The organism is Methylohalomonas lacus, assembly GCF_024808875.1.
Classification (GTDB): Bacteria; Pseudomonadota; Gammaproteobacteria; order Methylohalomonadales; family Methylohalomonadaceae; genus Methylohalomonas; species Methylohalomonas lacus.
Window position 1 is genome coordinate 160,953 of sequence record NZ_JANUCT010000006.1, and the last position, 19,864, is coordinate 180,816.

At 56.1% G+C, this 19,864-nt stretch carries 34 protein-coding genes; 3 read left to right on the forward strand and 31 right to left on the reverse strand.

Going from position 1 to position 19,864, the window contains the following annotated elements:
* Positions 1 to 19: 19 nt before the first annotated feature.
* Positions 20 to 1,063, reverse strand: a complete 1,044-nt coding sequence (locus tag J2T55_RS05860; protein ID WP_259054781.1) for a rod shape-determining protein — start codon at positions 1,061 to 1,063, stop codon at positions 20 to 22.
* 319 nt (positions 1,064 to 1,382) lie between these two features.
* On the opposite strand from J2T55_RS05860, the gene gatC reads away from it, so the two are divergent.
* From gatC to gatB, 3 genes are all read left to right on the forward strand, one after another.
* Positions 1,383 to 1,670: an Asp-tRNA(Asn)/Glu-tRNA(Gln) amidotransferase subunit GatC gene (gene gatC, locus J2T55_RS05865; RefSeq protein ID WP_259054782.1), complete on the forward strand. Its 288-nt coding sequence runs from the start codon at positions 1,383 to 1,385 to the stop codon at positions 1,668 to 1,670.
* A gap of 48 nt (positions 1,671 to 1,718) precedes the next feature.
* On the forward strand, positions 1,719 to 3,173 hold the full coding sequence (gatA, locus tag J2T55_RS05870) for an Asp-tRNA(Asn)/Glu-tRNA(Gln) amidotransferase subunit GatA (protein WP_259054783.1): 1,455 nt from the start codon (positions 1,719 to 1,721) through the stop codon (positions 3,171 to 3,173).
* 183 nt (positions 3,174 to 3,356) lie between these two features.
* Positions 3,357 to 4,790, forward strand: coding sequence for an Asp-tRNA(Asn)/Glu-tRNA(Gln) amidotransferase subunit GatB (gatB, locus tag J2T55_RS05875; protein WP_259054784.1), 1,434 nt, complete (start codon positions 3,357 to 3,359; stop codon positions 4,788 to 4,790).
* Here the strand turns inward: gatB and J2T55_RS05880 are convergent.
* The 30 genes from J2T55_RS05880 to J2T55_RS06025 form a co-directional block, all read right to left on the reverse strand.
* The gene (locus tag J2T55_RS05880; RefSeq protein ID WP_259054785.1) at positions 4,787 to 5,518 is read right to left on the reverse strand and encodes an SAM hydrolase/SAM-dependent halogenase family protein; all 732 of its coding nucleotides are present in this window, start codon (positions 5,516 to 5,518) and stop codon (positions 4,787 to 4,789) included. The two genes, gatB and J2T55_RS05880, sit on opposite strands and share 4 nt — an antisense overlap.
* Positions 5,519 to 5,707: 189 nt before the next feature.
* Positions 5,708 to 6,097, reverse strand: a complete 390-nt coding sequence (rplQ, locus tag J2T55_RS05885) for a 50S ribosomal protein L17 (protein WP_259054786.1) — start codon at positions 6,095 to 6,097, stop codon at positions 5,708 to 5,710.
* Positions 6,098 to 6,117: 20 nt separating this feature from the next.
* Positions 6,118 to 7,128 carry a DNA-directed RNA polymerase subunit alpha gene (locus J2T55_RS05890; RefSeq protein ID WP_259054787.1) on the reverse strand — a complete coding sequence of 337 codons (1,011 nt, stop codon included), beginning with the start codon at positions 7,126 to 7,128 and terminating at the stop codon, positions 6,118 to 6,120.
* Positions 7,129 to 7,145: 17 nt separating this feature from the next.
* Positions 7,146 to 7,766: a 30S ribosomal protein S4 gene (rpsD, locus tag J2T55_RS05895; protein WP_259054788.1), complete on the reverse strand. Its 621-nt coding sequence runs from the start codon at positions 7,764 to 7,766 to the stop codon at positions 7,146 to 7,148.
* Positions 7,767 to 7,793: 27 nt separating this feature from the next.
* Complete coding sequence (rpsK, locus tag J2T55_RS05900; protein WP_259054789.1) at positions 7,794 to 8,183, reverse strand: 30S ribosomal protein S11; 390 nt, start codon at positions 8,181 to 8,183, stop codon at positions 7,794 to 7,796.
* 19 nt (positions 8,184 to 8,202) lie between these two features.
* Complete coding sequence (rpsM, locus tag J2T55_RS05905; protein ID WP_259054790.1) at positions 8,203 to 8,559, reverse strand: 30S ribosomal protein S13; 357 nt, start codon at positions 8,557 to 8,559, stop codon at positions 8,203 to 8,205.
* A 25-nt stretch (positions 8,560 to 8,584) separates the two neighbouring features.
* Positions 8,585 to 8,698, reverse strand: coding sequence for a 50S ribosomal protein L36 (gene rpmJ, locus J2T55_RS05910; protein ID WP_259054791.1), 114 nt, complete (start codon positions 8,696 to 8,698; stop codon positions 8,585 to 8,587).
* A gap of 34 nt (positions 8,699 to 8,732) precedes the next feature.
* A complete protein-coding gene (gene secY, locus J2T55_RS05915; RefSeq protein WP_259054792.1) occupies positions 8,733 to 10,082 on the reverse strand; it encodes a preprotein translocase subunit SecY in 1,350 nt (449 codons plus the stop codon).
* A 1-nt stretch (position 10,083) separates the two neighbouring features.
* Positions 10,084 to 10,518 carry a 50S ribosomal protein L15 gene (rplO, locus tag J2T55_RS05920; RefSeq protein ID WP_259054793.1) on the reverse strand — a complete coding sequence of 145 codons (435 nt, stop codon included), beginning with the start codon at positions 10,516 to 10,518 and terminating at the stop codon, positions 10,084 to 10,086.
* 2 nt (positions 10,519 to 10,520) lie between these two features.
* Positions 10,521 to 10,712: a 50S ribosomal protein L30 gene (rpmD, locus tag J2T55_RS05925; RefSeq protein WP_259054795.1), complete on the reverse strand. Its 192-nt coding sequence runs from the start codon at positions 10,710 to 10,712 to the stop codon at positions 10,521 to 10,523.
* Positions 10,713 to 10,717: 5 nt separating this feature from the next.
* Positions 10,718 to 11,218: a 30S ribosomal protein S5 gene (rpsE, locus tag J2T55_RS05930; protein ID WP_407660047.1), complete on the reverse strand. Its 501-nt coding sequence runs from the start codon at positions 11,216 to 11,218 to the stop codon at positions 10,718 to 10,720.
* A gap of 18 nt (positions 11,219 to 11,236) precedes the next feature.
* Entirely contained in the window at positions 11,237 to 11,596 is a 360-nt protein-coding gene (gene rplR, locus J2T55_RS05935; protein WP_259054797.1) for a 50S ribosomal protein L18, read from the reverse strand.
* Positions 11,596 to 12,132, reverse strand: coding sequence for a 50S ribosomal protein L6 (gene rplF / locus J2T55_RS05940; protein ID WP_259054798.1), 537 nt, complete (start codon positions 12,130 to 12,132; stop codon positions 11,596 to 11,598). Before rplF ends, rplR begins: the two co-directional genes overlap by 1 nt.
* 15 nt (positions 12,133 to 12,147) lie before the next feature.
* Positions 12,148 to 12,543, reverse strand: a complete 396-nt coding sequence (rpsH, locus tag J2T55_RS05945; protein WP_259054800.1) for a 30S ribosomal protein S8 — start codon at positions 12,541 to 12,543, stop codon at positions 12,148 to 12,150.
* 53 nt (positions 12,544 to 12,596) lie between these two features.
* Positions 12,597 to 12,902 (reverse strand): 30S ribosomal protein S14, encoded by a 306-nt coding sequence (gene rpsN / locus J2T55_RS05950; protein ID WP_259054801.1) that lies wholly within the window; start codon positions 12,900 to 12,902, stop codon positions 12,597 to 12,599.
* A gap of 28 nt (positions 12,903 to 12,930) precedes the next feature.
* Entirely contained in the window at positions 12,931 to 13,473 is a 543-nt protein-coding gene (gene rplE, locus J2T55_RS05955) for a 50S ribosomal protein L5 (RefSeq protein WP_259054802.1), read from the reverse strand.
* Positions 13,474 to 13,484: 11 nt separating this feature from the next.
* Positions 13,485 to 13,805 (reverse strand): 50S ribosomal protein L24, encoded by a 321-nt coding sequence (gene rplX / locus J2T55_RS05960; protein ID WP_259054803.1) that lies wholly within the window; start codon positions 13,803 to 13,805, stop codon positions 13,485 to 13,487.
* A gap of 9 nt (positions 13,806 to 13,814) precedes the next feature.
* Complete coding sequence (rplN, locus tag J2T55_RS05965; protein WP_259054804.1) at positions 13,815 to 14,183, reverse strand: 50S ribosomal protein L14; 369 nt, start codon at positions 14,181 to 14,183, stop codon at positions 13,815 to 13,817.
* A gap of 31 nt (positions 14,184 to 14,214) precedes the next feature.
* A complete protein-coding gene (gene rpsQ / locus J2T55_RS05970; protein ID WP_407660048.1) occupies positions 14,215 to 14,484 on the reverse strand; it encodes a 30S ribosomal protein S17 in 270 nt (89 codons plus the stop codon).
* Positions 14,485 to 14,526: 42 nt separating this feature from the next.
* Complete coding sequence (gene rpmC, locus J2T55_RS05975) at positions 14,527 to 14,715, reverse strand: 50S ribosomal protein L29 (RefSeq protein ID WP_259054805.1); 189 nt, start codon at positions 14,713 to 14,715, stop codon at positions 14,527 to 14,529.
* Complete coding sequence (gene rplP / locus J2T55_RS05980; RefSeq protein WP_259054807.1) at positions 14,715 to 15,128, reverse strand: 50S ribosomal protein L16; 414 nt, start codon at positions 15,126 to 15,128, stop codon at positions 14,715 to 14,717. Before rplP ends, rpmC begins: the two co-directional genes overlap by 1 nt.
* A gap of 26 nt (positions 15,129 to 15,154) precedes the next feature.
* Positions 15,155 to 15,850, reverse strand: a complete 696-nt coding sequence (gene rpsC / locus J2T55_RS05985; RefSeq protein WP_259054808.1) for a 30S ribosomal protein S3 — start codon at positions 15,848 to 15,850, stop codon at positions 15,155 to 15,157.
* Between the two features lie 23 nt (positions 15,851 to 15,873).
* Positions 15,874 to 16,209, reverse strand: coding sequence for a 50S ribosomal protein L22 (rplV, locus tag J2T55_RS05990; protein WP_259054809.1), 336 nt, complete (start codon positions 16,207 to 16,209; stop codon positions 15,874 to 15,876).
* A gap of 23 nt (positions 16,210 to 16,232) precedes the next feature.
* A complete protein-coding gene (rpsS, locus tag J2T55_RS05995; RefSeq protein ID WP_259054810.1) occupies positions 16,233 to 16,505 on the reverse strand; it encodes a 30S ribosomal protein S19 in 273 nt (90 codons plus the stop codon).
* Positions 16,506 to 16,519: 14 nt separating this feature from the next.
* Positions 16,520 to 17,350, reverse strand: a complete 831-nt coding sequence (gene rplB, locus J2T55_RS06000; protein ID WP_259054811.1) for a 50S ribosomal protein L2 — start codon at positions 17,348 to 17,350, stop codon at positions 16,520 to 16,522.
* Positions 17,351 to 17,362: 12 nt separating this feature from the next.
* Positions 17,363 to 17,674 (reverse strand): 50S ribosomal protein L23, encoded by a 312-nt coding sequence (gene rplW / locus J2T55_RS06005; protein ID WP_407660049.1) that lies wholly within the window; start codon positions 17,672 to 17,674, stop codon positions 17,363 to 17,365.
* A complete protein-coding gene (gene rplD, locus J2T55_RS06010) occupies positions 17,671 to 18,288 on the reverse strand; it encodes a 50S ribosomal protein L4 (RefSeq protein WP_259054812.1) in 618 nt (205 codons plus the stop codon). Before rplD ends, rplW begins: the two co-directional genes overlap by 4 nt.
* 23 nt (positions 18,289 to 18,311) lie before the next feature.
* Complete coding sequence (gene rplC, locus J2T55_RS06015) at positions 18,312 to 18,980, reverse strand: 50S ribosomal protein L3 (RefSeq protein WP_259054813.1); 669 nt, start codon at positions 18,978 to 18,980, stop codon at positions 18,312 to 18,314.
* A 29-nt stretch (positions 18,981 to 19,009) separates the two neighbouring features.
* Positions 19,010 to 19,321, reverse strand: a complete 312-nt coding sequence (gene rpsJ, locus J2T55_RS06020; protein WP_407660051.1) for a 30S ribosomal protein S10 — start codon at positions 19,319 to 19,321, stop codon at positions 19,010 to 19,012.
* Between the two features lie 75 nt (positions 19,322 to 19,396).
* The coding region (locus tag J2T55_RS06025; RefSeq protein WP_259054814.1) for an EF-Tu C-terminal domain-related protein at positions 19,397 to 19,864 on the reverse strand (468 nt) is incomplete at its 5' end.

The window sequence follows — 19,864 nt, forward strand, 5'->3', positions numbered from 1 at the left end:
CCTGTTATTCACCTCGGCCTTATTCAACGGATAGTATATCCTTGCCGTACTCTTCAATCATTTCCAGGTACTTGCCGCCACCCCGCGCAACACAGGTCAGAGGATCTTCGGCAACAATGACCGGCAGGCCGGTCTCTTCCATCAGCAGGCGATCCAGATCGCGCAACAACGCGCCACCACCGGTAACAACCAGACCGCGTTCGGCGACATCGGAACCCAGTTCCGGCGGCGTCTTCTCGAGTGCTGTCTTCACCGCGCCGACGATACCGGCCAGTGGTTCCTGCAGCGCCTCAAGAATTTCATTGCTGTTCAACGTAAAGCTGCGGGGAATACCCTCGGCCAGATTACGGCCGCGAACTTCCATTTCCTTGACTTCATTGGCCGGGAAAGCACAACCGATCTCGTGCTTGATGCGCTCGGCCGTAACTTCACCGATCATCGTGCCGTAATTGCGGCGCACATAATTCATAATGGCTTCGTCAAAGCGATCGCCACCGACACGAATGGATTCTGAATAAACAATGCCGTTCAGGGAAATAACGGCTACTTCGGTCGTGCCGCCACCGATATCGAGCACCATGGAACCGCGTGGATCGCTTACCGGCATGCCGGCCCCGATCGCGGCCGCCATGGGCTCCTCGATCAGGTAGACAGCACTGGCACCGGCGCCGGCCGCGGATTCACGGATCGCACGGCGTTCAACCTGGGTCGAGCCGCAGGGCACACAGACCAGTACCCGGGGACTCGGCTTGAAAAGCGTATTGCCATGGACCGCATGAATAAAATACTGCAGCATTTTTTCGGTAACGGTGAAGTCGGCAATAACACCGTCCTTCAGTGGCCGGATCGCAGTTATATGTCCCGGTGTACGGCCCAGCATGCGCTTGGCCTCAGCACCGACAGCACAAATGGTCTTGCTGTTATTGCCCTCGCTCTGGCGTATGGCTACAACTGATGGCTCATTGAGTACAATCCCCTTGCCGCGGACGTAGATCAGTGTGTTGGCAGTACCCAGATCGATGGAGAGATCATTGGAAAACAGTCCGCGTATTTTATTCAGCATCTTGTCAATTCACCGTGAAGGATGGGCCAGTGGCGGCCTGCAGGAAGACAGCTACGCCGGCGGAACTGGACTAAAAACAGCGTGACCGGTTATTCATGTGTAAAATGGCAAGCATGAATCATGCCCCGGATGCTCTATCGATAGCAGACTGGCAGCTGCGGGGCCGGTAACAGGCGTTTGCTGGTCCTTGGTTGTTCCCTGCGACGTGACCAAAACTGCGCTACTGTAACAACGCGCAAGATTTTCAGCAAGATAGGGTCTGTGATAAATTTCCGCAATTTCAAGGATCAACCAACCATTCATCGCGAGACCACTCAACATGGCGCTTGATAAAAACACGGTCGACCAGATTGCCACCCTGGCACGCCTGTCAGTGGACGCTGACGACAATGCCGCCTACCAGGACGAGCTGGGCCAGATCCTGGCGCTGGTCGATCAGCTTGACGCGGCCGCCACTGGTGACGTGGCGCCGCTGGCGCATCCCCTGGAGCTGACCGCGCGCCTGCGCGCCGACGAGGTCAGTGAGACGGACCAGCGCGACGCCTTCCAGGCGACCGCCCCGGCGGTTGCCAGCGGCTACTACCTTGTACCTAAAGTTATTGATTAATAAAGGATAATTTATCGGACCGGCGCCAGCGCCGGCCACGGAACAGCCATGTATCTGAATACCCTAGTCGCACAGGCCCGGGCACTGGCTGCCGGCGAGATCAGCAGCACCGAACTCACCCGGCTGCATCTGGATCGCTGCCAGCAGCTGGACAGCCGCCTCAACGCCATCATTACACTGTCAGCGGAGACGGCGCTCGCCCAGGCCGAGGCCGCCGACGCCCGCCGGGCCGCCGGCCAGGCCGGGCCACTGACAGGTATCCCATTGTTACACAAGGATATTTTTTGTACACAGGGGGTACGCACCAGCTGCGGCTCGCGCATGCTGGATAATTTTGTTGCGCCCTACGACGCCACTGTGGTCCGGCGCCTGCAGGACGCCGGCATGGTCATGCTCGGCAAAACCAACATGGACGAATTCGCCATGGGCTCGTCCAATGAAACCAGCTACTACGGCCCGGTGACCAATCCCTGGCGCGCGCAGACGGTTCCCGGCGGCTCTTCCGGCGGTTCGGCAGCGGCCGTGGCAGCCCGCCTGGCGGCGGCGGCCACTGGCACCGATACCGGTGGCTCCATTCGCCAGCCGGCGGCGTTGTGCGGCATCACCGGCATCAAGCCGACCTACGGCCGCGTGTCGCGCTATGGCATGATTGCCTTCGCCTCGAGCCTCGATCAGGCCGGGCCGATGACGCGCACGGCCGAGGACGCCGCGCTATTGCTGTCCGCCATGAGCGGCTTCGACCCGCTGGATTCGACCTCGATAGAACGCGACAGCGAGGATTACAGCGCCCAGCTGGGAGACAGTCTGGAGGGACTGACGCTCGGCCTGCCGAAGGAGTTTTTCGGCGCGGGCCTGCATCCGGATGTCGCCGCGGCCATCGAGACGGCCGCCGCGGAGCTGGAAAAGCTCGGCGCCCGGCTCAAGGAAATCACGCTGCCCAACTCCAGCCTCGGCATCCCGGCCTATTATGTCGTCGCGCCGGCCGAGGCGTCGTCCAACCTGGCGCGTTTCGACGGGGTCCGTTACGGCTACCGCTGTGCCGACCCGGCCGACCTGCAGGATCTCTACTGTCGCTCGCGCTCCGAGGGTTTCGGCCGCGAGGTCAAACGCCGCATTATGATCGGCACCTACGCCCTGTCGTCGGGTTACTACGACGCCTACTACCTGAAAGCCCAGCAGGTGCGGCGACTGATCCGGGACGACTTCCAGCGCGCGTTTGAAGCCGTCGACGTCATCCTCGGCCCAACCACGCCGGCACCGGCCTTCGGGCTCAACGAGAAAACCGCCGATCCGGTCAGCATGTACCTCAACGACATCTACACGGTCACCGCCAACCTGGCCGGCCTGCCGGCGATGTCATTACCGGCCGGTTTCTCCGGCGAGCTGCCGATCGGCATGCATCTGATTGGCAACTATTTCAGCGAAGGACGGCTTCTGAACGTCGCGCATCGCTATCAGCAGGTTACCGACTGGCATGAGCGGGTACCGGAAGGCTGTGAGTAAAGATGTGAACTGTCCGCAAATGAACGCGCATAAAGGATATCAGACTCTTCCAATACTTGGGCCTCAGATATGCAAGCAATTGAAAACAAACTTTATCTTGTTCGATTCGTATGTATTCGCGTTTATTCGCGTTCATTTGCGGACCATTTTTCCAGCATAAACGACTAGCCGATATAAACAGTCATGGAATGGGAAACCGTCATCGGGCTGGAAATACACGTCCAGCTCAATACAAAAAGCAAGATTTTCTCCGGCAGCTCGACAGCTTACGGGGCAGAGCCAAACAGCCAGGCGAGCGCCGTCGACCTCGGTCTGCCCGGTGTACTGCCGGTACTGAATCGTGAAGTGGTCCGCAAGGCCGTCAAGTTCGGTCTGGCGATCAATGCCGAACTCGCTGGCCAGTCGGTTTTTGCGCGCAAGAATTATTTCTACCCCGACCTGCCCAAGGGCTACCAGATCAGTCAATACGAGTTACCGATCGTCGGCCGTGGCGCCATCGATATTGACCTGCCCGACGGTACGCGCAAGACCATCAACATCACCCGCGCACACCTCGAGGAAGATGCCGGCAAGTCGATACACGACTTGTACAGCGACAGCACGGCTGTTGACCTCAATCGAGCCGGTACGCCGCTGGTGGAAATCGTTTCCGAGCCGGAAATGCGCAGTGCCGCAGAAGCGGCTGCCTATATGAAAACCCTCCATGCCCTGGTCCGCTACCTGGATATCTCCGATGGCAACATGCAGGAAGGCTCGTTCCGCTGCGATGCCAACGTGTCGGTGCGCCCGGCCGGCAGCGAGCAGTTCGGCACCCGGGCCGAGCTGAAGAACCTGAACTCCTTCCGCTTCGTTGAACAGGCCATCAATTACGAGGTTGAACGACAGATTGCCCTAATAGAATCCGGTGGCGAGGTCATTCAGGAAACACGACTGTATGATCCGAACAAGGGCGAGACGCGTTCTATGCGCGGCAAGGAACAGGCCCACGACTACCGCTATTTTCCTGATCCGGATCTGCTACCGGTCGACATCGATGACAGCTTCATCGAGGAGATCCGCGCCGAACTGCCGGAACTACCGGCCGCACGACGCCAGCGCTTTATCGAGCAGTATGAACTGTCAGACTACGACAGCGGCGTTCTGACCGCCAGCCGTGAACTGGCCGACTACTTCGAGACATCCGTGACGACAGCCGGCGGCCATGCCAAAGTCTGTGCCAACTGGACCATGGGTGAACTCTCGGCCGCGCTCAACCGCGACGGCGTTGAGCTGTCGCGGTCAACGGTCAGTGCACGGCAACTGGGTGAGCTGGTTGCCCGAATTCAGGATCAGACCATTTCCGGAAAAATCGCCAAGACCGTATTTGATGCGCTCTGGAATGGCGAGGGCGAAGTGGATCAGGTTATTGAAGACCGCGGCCTGAAACAGGTAACCGATACCGGCGCCATCGAACAACTGGTCGACGACGTGATCGCTGCCAACCCGGACCAGTGTGAGCAATACCGTAATGGTAACGACAAGGTTCTGGGCTACCTAGTCGGCCAGGCGATGAAGCAATCACAGGGCAAGGCGAATCCACAGCAGGTCAACGAACTGCTGCGCCAGAAACTCGACTAGCCGGATAACGCCACCACGAAACTGCTGCCAACCTCCAGGTCCAATGCCGCCTCCGCACTGCCCTGGTTCACAGCGATTTCGACGAGTCCGTTCGAGTTTTCGTACCAGAAGGCAACACCCGGCTCGACTTCAGCAAAGGTGGCCGCATGACACAATGCGTCACCATTGATGACCAGTTCGGCGCTCCGATCGAGGCTGGTGGCACGCATCCCTGTCATGGCATTGCCGAATGCGTCGATATATATAACCTCGTTGAGATCATCCGGCCATTGATGGCGCGGCTGCCAGTTGCAGGCCTCGGCCGCCGGATGCCGGCCCTGTGCCAGCTCCGCAGCAACCGGCGCGTACAGGTCACGGCCATGAAAACTGTTACTCAGCACATCGGGCCGCCAGCTAATCACATAACCGCTGCACTGTCTGGCGCGGCGGCCAACGATGTCGAAGAGCCCGTTATCCGGCCCGACAAACCATTTACCATCCAGGTTCAGCATGACTGGCTGGTCGGTCCAGGTGCCAACGCCAGGATCGACCACACATAGCCACACGGCCGCTTGTGGCAGCGACTGCCGCAATGCCGCCAGCAGGTAGGCCGCTGCCTTTGGATCCTGTCGCGGTACATCGGCGCAGAGGTTGATGACCGGTGTGTCGGGAGCGCACGAACGCAGCATGATCTCGAGCTGGCCGGTATAAGGGCCGGTTAATCCGTAGTCTGTAAAAAGGACGATCATTGGTTCGTATCTCGTATCTCGTATCTCGTATCTCGTATCTCGTATCTCGTTTGTCAACGAGACTTGGCCGCTAAAATCATCCTGTCAATCCCGAGTTCCGCCCACGAGATACGTATACGCGCTTGCAAATGGCACAAACAAAAAAACCGGGGCACGCCCGGTTTTTTTAATAGATTGTCTGGCAGTCGACTACGTCTCGGCAGTTTCCTTCGTGCTGGCCTCCGGCTTGTCGACCAACTGGACGATCGCCATCGGTGCCGCATCACCGGGACGGTAACCGCACTTGAGGATGCGCAGATAGCCACCCGGACGCGCCTGATAGCGCGGCCCCAGTTCATTGAACAGCTTGGTAACGGTCTCGCGATCACGCAGACGATCAAAGGCCATACGGCGCTTCGATACGCTATCATTCTTGGCCATGGTGATCAGCGGCTCAACCACACGGCGAAGTTCCTTGGCCTTGGGCAAGGTCGTACGAATCTGCTCGTGCTGCATCAGCGACACGGCCATATTACGAAACATACTACGACGGTGGCTGCTGTCGCGACTGAGTTTTCTGCCACTATTACGATGACGCATGATAATTATCCTGTAATACCTTAGGCCGAAGCCGTTTTGTCCTGATCATCATACAGACCTGTCGGTGGCCAGTTTTCCAGGCGCATACCCAGCGACAGGCCACGAGAAGCAAGTACGTCCTTGATTTCTGTCAGGGACTTCTTGCCCAGATTCGGGGTCTTGAGTAATTCGACTTCGGTACGCTGAATGAGATCGCCGATATAATAAATACTCTCCGCCTTCAGGCAATTCGCCGAACGAACGGTGAGTTCAAGATCGTCAACCGGCCGCAAAAGAATAGGATCGATTTCCGGCTCCTTCATTGTCTTCGGTTGAGATTCTTCCTGCGCTTCCAGGTTCACGAACACTGAGAGCTGGTCACGCAGAATACCGGCTGCTTCGCGCACGGCGTCTTCCGGATCAATCGTACCATTGGTCTCAATTTCGATAACCAGCTTGTCCAGATTGGTACGCTGCTCGACACGCGCGTTCTGCACCTCATAGGAGACGCGACGGATCGGGCTATAGGATGCATCGAGCTTCAACCGACCAATAGTCTGGTCAGTTTCTTCCGTCGTTGCCTCAATCATAACCGGATGATAGCCACGGCCACGCGATACCCGCATGGTCATGTTGAGCTCACCTTCCTTGGTCAAGTTGGCAATGAAATGATCCGGATTGGCTATCTCCACATCATGGTCCAGTGTTATATCACTGGCTCTTACCTCGCCGGGACCCGTTTTTTTCAGGGTCAGTGTTGCCTCTTCACGGGCATGCATACGAATCGCGATACCCTTCAGGTTCAACAACACATCGGTCACATCTTCCTGAACGCCTTCGATGGTCGTGTACTCATGCAGGACACCATCAATCTCGACTTCAGTAATGGCGCAACCCGGCATGGACGACAACAGCACTCGACGCAGGGCATTGCCGAGCGTATGACCGAAACCACTGTCCAGCGGTTCGATGATAATTTTCGCGCTACGATCGTTGACTGGGTCAACGTCGACGCGGCGTGGCTTCAACAATTCGCTGACGGCTGAGTGCATGAATAAACCTCTACTGATTACTTGGAGTAAAGTTCCACCACCAGATTCTCATTGATTTCGCTAGATAAATCACTGCGATCTGGTACGTTTTTGAAGATGCCTTCCATCTTCTTGCCATCAACATCAACCCATTCCGGTGCGCCATGTTCCTCGGACATAGTCAGAGAATCCTGTATCCGCGACTGTTTCTTCGCTTTTTCGCGAATCGCGATAACATCCTGCGGCTGCACCTGATAAGAAGGGATATTTACGGCCTTGCCATTAACCAGTACGGCTTTATGGCTAACCAGCTGTCGTGCCTCATTACGGGTTGTGCCAAAGCCCATGCGATAAACCACATTATCAAGGCGGCACTCCAGTAATTTCAGCAGGTTTTCACCGGTTGACCCCTTAAGTCTGGCAGCTTCCTTGTAGTAAATACGGAACTGCCGTTCCAGTACACCATAGATACGCCGCAACTTCTGTTTCTCACGCAGCTGGGTGGCGTAGTCCGACAGGCGCTTCTGGCGCGCACCGTGCTGTCCCGGCACCTTGTCGATCTGACATTTGGACTCGATCGGGCGGGCACGGCTTTTCAGCATCAGGTCGGTGCCTTCGCGCCGGCTCAGTTTGCATTTGGGTCCGAGATATCTGGCCATCTTGCTGTTTGCCTCTATTAAACTCGCTTAAACTCGACGCTTTTTCGGCGGCCGGCATCCGTTATGCGGAATCGGCGTCACGTCAGTGATATTGGTGATTTTGAAACCGGCTGCGTTCAGCGCGCGCACGGCAGATTCACGGCCGGGACCGGGACCCTTGATGAATACTTCCAGTGATTTCATGCCGTATTCCGCCGCCACTTCGCCAGCCTTGCCGGATGCGACCTGGGCCGCAAACGGGGTGCTCTTGCGCGAACCACGGAATCCGCTGCCACCCGAAGTCGCCCATGCCAGGGTATTACCCTGACGGTCGGTGATCGTGATGATCGTGTTATTGAAAGAGGCATGGACATGCGCAATGCCGTCCACAACCGTCTTTTTAATTTTCTTGCGCGTACGCGTTGCAGCCTTAGCCATAATCGTAACCTATCTATCCTTATTTCCTGACAGCCCGGCGCGGCCCCTTGCGGGTACGAGCATTCGTGCGTGTGCGCTGGCCGCGCAACGGCAGGCTGCGACGATGACGTACGCCCCGGAATGAACCCAGATCCATCAGACGCTTGATATTCATCGAGACCTCTCGGCGTAGATCACCTTCTACCTCGTATTTCTCGATTTCCTGACGGATAGCATCAAGGTTTGCCTCATCCAGATCACGGACTTTGGCAGTCGGTTGCACCCCCGCATCCTGACAAATCTGCAGGGCCCGTGTCCGGCCAATGCCATAAATATAGGTGAGCGAGATGCTCACATGTTTGTCGACCGGGATATTGACGCCGGCTATACGTGCCATAGTTGCGACTCCAGTTAAACCTTTTTCAACCCTGCCGCTGCTTGTGGCGCGGATTCGAGCAAATCACTCGAACTGCACCGCGCCGCCGGATAACCCGGCAGTTGCGACAGATTTTTTTGACCGATGCCATGACTTTCATAACAGCTCTCCGCTCAATTCTAAGCGCTGGGACCTTAGCGCCGGCCGTAGCCTTTCAGATTAGCCTTTTTCAGCAGCCCTTCGTACTGATGCGACATAAGATGCGACTGCACCTGCGCCATGAAATCCATGACTACGACCACAATAATCAGCAGCGATGTACCACCGAAATAAAACGGTACCGAGAATTCAAGAATCAGGAACTCCGGCAACAGGCAGACCAGCGTAATGTAGGCAGCACCGGCCAGAGTCAGCCGTGTCAGAACCTTGTCCAGATACTGGGCCGTTTGGTCGCCCGGACGCATGCCCGGAATGAATGCACCTGATTTCTTCAGATTGTCTGCCGTCTCACGCGGATCGAATACGATCGCGGTATAAAAGAAACAGAAAAATATAATCGCCGCTGCAAACAGTCCGATATATAGCGGCTGTCCCGGCTGCATGGTATTGGCGATGGTGCTGAGCCAGTTGGCGCCACCATCACCGCCCTGTCCAAACCAGCCCGCGAGCGTTGCCGGAAACAGAATAATACTCGATGCAAAAATCGGCGGAATCACGCCGGCCATATTCAATTTCAACGGCAGGTGACTGGACTGCCCGGCATACACCTTACGGCCAACCTGGCGCTTGGCGTAGTTCACCGTAATTCTACGCTGACCACGTTCAACGAAAACGACAAAGCCGGTTACTGCAATCGCCAGTACGAACAAACCGATAAGCATCAGCACGTTCATCTCGCCGGTCCGCGCCAGTTCCACCGTACCGCCAATAGCTGACGGCAGGCCGGCGACAATACCGGCAAAAATGATCATCGAGATGCCGTTGCCGATGCCGCGTTCGGTAATCTGCTCACCCAGCCACATCAAAAATAATGTACCGGTGACCAATGTCGTCACGGCGATGACCTTGAAACCGATCCCCGGGTCCATGACGACATTCATGCCGGCTGCCTGCTGACCTTCCAGGGCAAAGGCGACGCCAAATGCCTGGAATGTTGCCAGCACGACGGTGCCGTAACGAGTATATTGCGTGATCTTGCGACGACCCGCTTCACCTTCCTTTTTCAGCTGTTTCAACCGCGGTTCAACCACGGTCAAAAGCTGCATGATAATCGATGCCGAAATGTACGGCATAATGCCCAGGGCACATACCGAGAACCGCTGCAGCGCGCCACCCGAAAACATGTTGAACATGTCGAGAATGGTGCCGCTTTGCTGGTTGAACATTTCCTGTAAGGCAATCGGATTGATGCCCGGCACCGGCACATGCGTAAACACGCGGTATACAAACAGCGCAAACAGCACGAACAGCAAGCGCTGACGCAGTTCTGTCAGCTTGCCGAGGCCGGCCAGACCGCCGGGAATTGCCGGTGACTGCGAGGCCAAGTTACTCCTCCACCTTGCCGCCGGCCGCTTCAATAGCGGCACGGGCACCCTTGGTCACCTTCAGACCCTTGACGGTCACAGCCTTCTCGATCTTGCCACTGGCAATGACCTTGGCGCGCTTGTAGGCGCTGCTGAGAATCCGTGCTTCGTGCAGGGCATTCATGTCTACGACTTCACCCTCTACGGCGGCCAGTTCATGCAATCGCACTTCGGCCGTTTCCCGGGACAGGCTGGTCTTGAAGCCGAATTTGGGCAGACGCCGCTGAATGGGCATCTGACCACCTTCAAAACCGACCTTGTGAAAACCGCCGGAGCGCGCTTTCTGGCCCTTGTGGCCCTTGGCCGAGGTTTTACCCAGGCCCGAACCGATACCGCGGCCGAGGCGCTTGGCTTGTTGCTTGGCACCACGGGCTGGCTTAATGGTATTCAGACGCATGTTCAGGCCTCCTCGACTCGGACCATGTAGTTGATCTTATTGATCATGCCACGATTTTCCGGCGTGTCGGCGACGGTCACCGTCTGCCACATGCGGCGCAGACCGAGACCCGCGACACACTGGCGATGCTTCAGCTGACGCCCGTATTTACTGCGCGTCAGTGTAACTTTGAGTTGTCCCTGTTTGCTGCTCATGACCGTCAGCCCGTAATCTCTTCAACATTTTTACCGCGCTTGGCGGCGATACGCTCGGGTGAGTTATAGCTCTTGAGACCATTGATGGTTGCCTGCACGACATTAATCGGGTTGGTCGAACCATGCGATTTGGCCAGCACATTGTGCACACCCAGCACTTCAAAGACAGCACGCATCGGTCCACCGGCAATAATACCGGTACCATCCGAAGCGGGCTGCATATAGACCTTGGCAGCACCATGACGCGCATTGGTCGCGTAATGCAGGGTGCTGTCTTTAAGCGGAACGCTGACCATGTTACGGCGTGCGCTTTCCATGGCTTTCTGAATCGCCAATGGTACCTCGCGCGCCTTGCCGCGGCCTACGCCAACCTTGCCCTTGCCGTCACCGACAACGGTCAACGCCGCAAAACCGAACTGGCGGCCACCCTTGACAACCTTCGCCACGCGGTTGACCGAGACCAGCTTCTCCTGCAGGTCTTCATTACCCGTATATGAATCAGACATCGCCATAATCAGTGTTCCTTAAAATTCCATACCGTTTTCGCGCGCGGCATCAGCCAGGGCCTTGATACGACCATGGAACCTGAAGCCGGAACGATCGAAAGCGACCTTGGTAATACCCGCCTTCTGCGCGCGCTCCGCCAGAATTCTGCCAACCGTCAACGCGGCCTGCACATTACCGCCATAACCAACTTCGGCGCGCACTTCCTTATCAAGAGTGGAGGCGCTCACCAGAGTCTTGCCACCATCCGGTGAGATAATCTGCGCGTAAACATGCCGTGGCGTACGATGCACACACAAACGATGTTCACCCAGGTAGCGAATATGAGCGCGGCTGCGACCGCGTCTGCGAATTCGTGTACTTTGCTTATTAGCAGACATCAGCTCTTCTTCGCCTCCTTCTGGATAACGCGTTCATCAGAATAACGCACTCCCTTGCCCTTGTAGGGTTCGGGTGGACGATAGCCACGAATCTTGGCTGCCACATGGCCGACAAGCTGGCGGTCCATTCCCTTAACAACAACTTCGGTCTGGCTTGGTGTCTCGACGGTAATACCTTCGGGCACGTCAAAGACAACCGGATGCGAAAAGCCCAGCGTCAGATTCAGTTTCTGACCTTGTGCCTGTGCCCGGTAACCAACGCCGATAATGGTCAACTTGCGTTCGAACCCATCACCCAGACCGGTCACCATATTCTGCAGACGGGCACGCGTAGTGCCTGCCTGGGCCCAGTCCTTTTTGCTGTTTTCATCACGAGCAGCGATTTTAATCTGACCATCCTCAACCGTGACGACAACATCGGGATTCACCTCATAGGATGACTCGCCCTTTTTGCCCTTGATCGTGACAATGCCATTGTCGAGCTTGGCCTCAACGCCATCCGGCAGGGTGATTGGATATTTGGCTATACGCGACATATCAGTAAAACTCCATCAGGCAACCATGCACAGGACTTCACCACCGACACCCTGCTGACGCGCAGTCTTATCGGTCATGACACCCTTGTTGGTGGAGATAATCGCAACGCCCAGACCATTCATAATGCTGGGCAGATCATCCTTGGACTTGTAGATACGCAGTCCCGGACGGCTTACCCGTTTCAGAGTCTCAATTACAGGCTTGCCCTCAAAGTACTTCAGGTCGACCGTAAGAATCGGTTTGGATTCATCACCATCATCACGATAGTCGACGATAAAACCTTCATCCTTAAGGATGGCGCAGATAGCCTTTTTAAGCTTGGAGCTGGGCATGCTGACCTCGCGCATGGCCCGCGCCTGCGCATTGCGGATGCGGTTCAACATATCCGTGATTGGATCCTGCATGCTCATAGCGTATTTCCGGGTCTCTTTACTCGTTGCTCGTTAATCTGTTCAGACAACTGTTACCAGCTTGCCTTGACCAGCCCTGGCACGTCGCCGCGCATTGCGGCCTCGCGCAGCTTGTTGCGGCCCAAACCGAACTTGCGATAGTAACCATGTGGCCTTCCGGTCAAGGCGCAACGATTGCGCAACCGGATCGGACTACCATTACGTGGCAATTTGTTCAGCTTAACCACCGCTTCACGTTTGGCTTCATCACTGGACTTGGGATCAGCAATAATCTTCTTCAACTGATCACGCTTGTCAGCCTGACGCTTAACTTCCTTCAAGCGTTTGTGTTCGCGGTTTATCATCGACACTTTGGCCATAACTATTCCTCAGTCAATCTCTATACGCTCAACTACCACGGAACGGGAAACTGAAGGCACTTAACAGCGCCCTGGCTTCCTCGTCGGTCTTGGCGGTCGTCGTAATTGTAATATCCATTCCGCGAAGCTGATCTACCTTGTCGTAGTCAACTTCCGGAAAAATAATCTGTTCCTTGATGCCCATGCTGTAGTTACCGCGACCATCAAACGACTTGCCACTGAAACCACGGAAATCGCGAATACGCGGAAATGCAACGTTAACCATGCGATCCAGAAACTCGTACATACGGTCACGGCGCAGCGTCACCTTGACGCCAATCGGGTATTCCTCGCGAATCTTGAAATTCGCGACCGATTTGCGAGCCTTGGTCATCACCGGCTTCTGGCCGGCGATCTTGGTCATGTCATCGAGCGCATGATCCAGAACCTTCTTGTCTGCCACAGCTTCGCCTACGCCCATGTTCAGGGTGATCTTGCTGATCTTGGGCACTTCCATCGGGCTCTTGTAACCGAACTGTTCGGTAAGCTGCTTGATGACAGTGTCTCGATAAAATTCTTGCAGTCTGGCCATATCAGCTCACCTTAGACATCGACAACTTCGTTATTGGACTTGAAGTAGCGCACCTTGCGGCCGTCCTCGAGAATGCGAAAGCCAATACGATCGGCCTTTTGCGATACCGGGTTATAAATAGCCACATTCGAAATATCCATGGGCGCTTCCTTCTCGACGATACCGCCACCTTCCCCGCGCATCGGATTGGCACGGGTATGACGTTTGACCATGTTAACGTTTTCGATAATCACCTGATTATTCTCAGGCAATACACGCAACACGGTACCTCTCTGACCATTGTGTTTGCCGGTCAGGATTATGACTTCGTCGCCTTTTCTAATCTTCGCCATACTCATCGCTTACAGAACCTCTGGTGCCAGCGACACAATGCGCATGAATTTTTCATTACGCAGTTCGCGCGTTACCGGGCCGAAAATACGTGTACCCACCGGCTGTAACTGATTATTCAGTAATACAACCGCGTTGTTATCAAAACGTATCAGTGAACCATCCTGGCGACGGACGCCTTTTTTGGTTCGAACGACCACGGCATTGTACATTTCACCTTTCTTGACCTTGCCGCGCGGAATTGCCTCTTTCACGCTGACCTTAATCACATCACCGATGTTCGCGTAGCGGCGCTTGGAACCGCCCAGCACCTTGACGCACATCAGTTCACGCGCACCGCTGTTATCGGCCGCGTTCAGTATTGTCTGCATCTGAATCATCCGGGCTCTCCTGTCTTCGCCTGTATACCGGTCAGACCTTCACGGCCCGGGTGACGACTTCTACCAGCCGCCAAGCCTTGCGTTTGGACTGCGGGCGCGACTGCTCGATAATCACGGTATCGCCTTCCTGACACTCATTGGCTTCGTCGTGGGCCAGCACCTTGGTCGAGCGACGGATGAACTTGCCGTACAGCGGGTGCTTAACCAAACGGTCAATACGCACGCTGATGGTTTTATCCATCTTGTTACTGACGACCTGCCCGCTCAGGGTCTTGGCCGCATTGGTGATCTCGGTGGTCATCTGCTTTATTACCTGTTCAGAGCCTGTTGCTGGCCTAAATCCTTAAGCCGACTGTTCGTTAATAATCGTTTTTACGCGCGCAATTTCACGTCGCACGCGCTGAACTTCGCTGGGCTTTGTCAGTTGCCCCGAACCCGCCTGCATGCGCAGGTTGAATTGCTCGCGCTTAAGCTCAAGCAATGCTTTATTCAGTTCATCGGCGTTCTTGCCGCGGTATTCACTTGCCTTCATCACAGCACCTGTCTGGCTACAAAGCTCGTCTGCACCGGCAGTTTGGCAGCTGCCAGTCGGAAGGCCTCGCGGGCCTGTTCTTCGGTCACACCCTCGATTTCATAGAGCACTCGACCCGGCTGGATCTGGGCAACCCAGAATTCCACGTTACCCTTGCCACCGCCCATGCGGACTTCAAGGGGCTTCTTGGAAATCGGCTTGTCCGGAAAAATCCGTATCCAGATGCGCCCGCCGCGCTTCACATAGCGCGTCACGGCACGACGTGCAGCCTCGATCTGGCGCGCGGTAATACGTCCGCGAGTGGTCGCTTTCAGGCCGTACTCGCCGAAGCTAACCTTGTTGCCAGTATGCGCCAGGCCGCGGTTGCGACCCTTCATCTGCTTTCTGAATTTTGTACGTTTAGGTTGTAACACCGTTCAAATCCTTACGCTTGAATGCTTTACGATGCAGCCTTCGTGGCAGCCGAGGCATCGCTCTTGGATGTTTCCTCATCTTCAGCATACTGCATGCTGAATTTTTCACCCTTGAAGATCCAGACCTTGACACCAACGATGCCGTAGGTCGTTCGGGCTTCCGCCAGGCCGTAGTCAATATCGGCACGCAGTGTGTGCAGCGGCACACGGCCTTCGCGATACCACTCGGTACGCGCGATCTCAGCGCCATTCAAACGGCCGCTGACATTAATCTTCATGCCCAGTGCGCCCAGACGCATGGTGTTGGTTACCGCGCGCTTCATGGCGCGCCGGAACATGATGCGGCGCTCAATCTGCTGGGCCACGCTTTCAGCGACAAGATAGGCATCCAGCTCCGGCTTGCGGATTTCTTCAACATTAATGCTGACGGGCGCACCCATCATGGTGGAGACATCCTTGCGCAGACGATCAATATCCTCGCCTTTCTTGCCGATGACGATACCCGGGCGCGCAGTATGAATGATGATCCGGGCATTATTGGCCGGCCGCTCGATCTGGATACGGCTGACCGAGGCATTCGAGAGCCGCTTGCGCAGATATTCACGCACCTTCAAATCGGTGTGCAGATAATCCGCATAGTGCTTGGAATCGGCATACCATTTCGACGTCCAGTCCTTGATGATGCCCAGTCGCAGGCCGATTGGATGTACTTTGTGTCCCATACTTTCCTCGCTTGCTCGCTGGACTATTCAGCCTCGGCGACGGTGACCGTCACGTGGCTGGTACGCTTCAATATACGATCGGCCCGACCCCGGGCACGCGGCCGCAGTCTTTTCATGGCCTGTCCCTGGTTCACCCACACAGCGGACACTTTCAGCGCGTCAATATCGGCGCCATCATTGTGTTCTGCATTGGCAATGGCAGATTCCAGAACCTTTTTCATGATCGGCGCGGCTTTCTTATTACTGAAAGCCAGAATGTTCAACGCGCGATCAACCGGCAGGCCGCGAATCAGATCAGCCATCAACCGCATTTTCTGCGGTGACAGGTGTGTATTTTTCAATGTCGCCTGAGTGGTCATGGCGTCATAATCCTCAATATTCCTTACTTGGCCTTTTTATCCGCAGCATGGCCACGGAAGGTACGGGTCGCCACAAACTCACCCAGCTTATGGCCGACCATGTTTTCACTCACATAAACCGGCATGTGCTGACGACCGTTATGCACGGCAATCGTCAAACCAACCATGTCCGGTAACACCATGGAGCGGCGTGACCAGGTCTTGATCGGACGCTTGTCATTGCTGGCGCGGGCGGCATCCACCTTGGCGGCCAGGTGATGATCGACGAACGGTCCCTTTTTGATTGAACGTGGCACGTTGCTTACCTCAATTATTTATTTTTGCGGCGCCGGCGCACGATCATGCCGTCAGTGCGCTTGTTGCTGCGAGTCTTGTAGCCCTTGGTTGGCTTGCCCCACGGTGACGTCGGATGACGGCCACCCGAGGTACGACCTTCACCACCACCATGCGGGTGATCGACCGGGTTCATGGCAACGCCACGGACAGTCGGGCGAACACCGCGCCAGCGCTTGGCGCCGGCCTTGCCGAACTGTTTGAGTGAATGTTCGCTGTTGCCAACTTCACCAATGGTGGCACGGCATTCCACCGGCACCTTGCGCATTTCGCCGGATTTCAGGCGCAATGTGGCATAACCGCCCTCGCGTGCGACCAGCTGCACCGAGGCACCGGCACTGCGTGCCATCTGCGCACCCTTGCCGGGCTTCATTTCAATGCAATGCACCGTGGTACCTACCGGAATATTGCGTAGCGGCAGTGCGTTACCCGGTGCTATCTCGGCATCAATACCGGACATGAGGCCGGCACCGGCCTTAATATTTTTCGGCGCGATAATATAGCGGCGCTCGCCATCGCTGTACTTCAGCAGGGCGATATGTGCACTACGGTTCGGATCGTATTCAATGCGTTCGACGGTTGCCTTGATGCCATCCTTGTCGCGTTTGAAGTCGATAAGGCGATAGCTCTGTTTGGCACCGCCGCCGCGATGACGAACGGTAATACGGCCCTGGCTATTACGGCCAGCGGTCTTGTTCTGCTTTTCCAGCAGCGGCGCATACGGTTCGCCCTTGTACAGGTCGGTCGTAACGACCTTGACCATGGACCGGCGACCGGCTGACGTGGGTTTTGGTTTAACCAATGCCATATCGCTAATTCCTTACTTTGCGCCCATAAAATCGATGTCAAAACCGGATTTCAGCGTAACGTAGGCTTTCTTCCAGTTATCACGTCTTCCCATGCTGGTACCGAACCGCTTGGTCTTGCCATGTACGTTCAGTACCTGCACGCCGCTCACCTGCACATCAAAGAGCTGCTCAACGGCGGCCTTAATTTCCGGTTTGCTCGCATCACGGGCAACCTTGAACACAAACTGGTTATTGTCCTCGCCAATGCGCGTGGCTTTTTCGGTGATGCGCGGCTCCAGCAGCACATCCAGCAAACGTTCTCTCATTACTTTCTTGTCACTCATGACAGGCGCGCCTCGATTTCTTTGATCGCTGCTTCGGTCATGATTACTTTTTCAAAACCGATCAGGCTGTAGGGATCGACCTCGGTGTGGTCAATCACGTCCACTTTGCGGATATTCCGCGACGCCAGGTACAGGTTTTCGTTCAGTTCATGCGTCACGATCAGGGCTTCGGGTGCGGACAGGCTGCTGAGCTTTTCGATCAGAGCCTTGGTCTTCGGCGAATCCACATTGATATCGTCAACGATAATCAGGCGCTCCTGACGTGCCAGTTCAGACAGAATCGACCGCATCGCACCACGATACATCTTGCGGTTCACCTTCTGTTCATAGTCACGCGGCTTGCTGGCAAAGGTCCTGCCACCGCCGCGCCACAGCGGACTGCGAATGGTACCTGCGCGCGCACGACCAGTGCCTTTCTGACGCCAGGGCTTGCGACCACCACCCCTGACTTCAGCACGCGTCTTCTGCTCGACCGTGCCCGAACGGGCCGCCGCCAGATAGGCAGTCAGAACCTGATGAATCAGCGGCTCGTTAAAGCCGGCCGCAAACACCGCGTCCTCTACCTTGACCTTGCCGGTGCTCTTGTTGCCCGATTTATGCAGCGTGAGTTCCATAATCGTTCCTTACTCGCTCTATACTACTCGGCGGCCTGTGCCTGGGCCTTGTTGCGCATCTTGATGGCAGAACGAACCAGCACTCGACCACCTTTTGCACCCGGCACGGCGCCACGGATCAACAGCAGGTTGCGCTCGGCATCGACACGCACGACTTCCAGACTTTGAATCGTACGGTTCTTGTTACCCATATGCCCGGCCATTTTCTTGCCCTTGAAGACCTTGCCCGGCGACTGGTTCTGGCCGATTGAGCCCGGCACGCGGTGTGACAGCGAGTTACCGTGGGTCTTGCGCTGCCCCTTGAAGTGGTGGCGCTTGATAGTACCGGCAAAGCCTTTACCTATCGTGGTGCCGGCCACATCAACTTTCTGACCTTCGCTAAACAGATCCAGCTTGATTTCACTGCCCGGCTGCAGGTCATCACCCTCGCCGTCCTCAAGCCGGAACTCGTGCAGACCTTCGCCCGCTTCCACCTCGGCCTTGGCAAACTCGCCAGCCTCCGGCTTGCTCAGACGATTGGCACGCTTACTGCCCCAGGTAACCTGCACGGCACGATAGCCGTCGGTCTCCGGGGTCATGACACGGGTCACGCGGTTCGGCGCAATCTCGATAACGGTCACCGGAATGGAATCACCATTATCGGTGAAGATCCGGGTCATACCGCGCTTATGTCCAATGATCCCTAAAGCCATGATCGTTCTATCCAATAAAAATACTTAAATTAATTAAGCTTGATCTGGACATCCACACCGGCGGCCAGGTCGAGTTTCATCAATGCATCAACGGTTTTATCCGTCGGATTGACTATATCCATCAAACGCTTGTGCGTACGCAGCTCGTACTGATCGCGGGCGTCCTTGTTCACGTGCGGAGAAATCAGCACGGTGAAACGCTCCTTTTTCGTCGGCAACGGAATCGGTCCCTTGACCTGAGCGCCGGTACGGCGCGCGGTATCGACGATTTCCCGTGTCGACTGATCGATCAGTCGATGATCGAACGCTTTCAAGCGTATGCGAATGACCTGTTCAGCCATGATCTAATGTCTCTGTTCGTAACTCGTTTCCGCGGCCAGTGCCCCATACGGGGACGAACTGTAGTCCGCGATTCTTTATTCGATAATCTTGCTGACGACACCGGCGCCGACGGTACGGCCGCCCTCGCGGATCGCGAAGCGCAGGCCCTCTTCCATCGCAATCGGCGCAATCAGCTTCACCGACATCTTCACGTTGTCGCCCGGCATCACCATCTCCGTGCCTTCCGGCAGCGTCACCGCGCCGGTCACGTCCGTCGTCCGGAAGTAGAACTGCGGCCGGTAGTTGTTGAAAAACGGCGTGTGACGGCCGCCTTCTTCCTTGCCCAGGATATACACCTCGCACTCGAACTGCGTGTGCGGCGTGATCGAGCCCGGCTTGCACAGCACCTGACCACGGTCCACTTCGTCGCGTTTGGTGCCACGCAGCAGAACGCCCACGTTGTCACCCGCTTCGCCCTCGTCCAGCAGCTTGCGGAACATCTCCACACCCGTGCACGTGGTCTTGATCGTGTCCTTGATGCCGACAATCTCGATTTCTTCGCC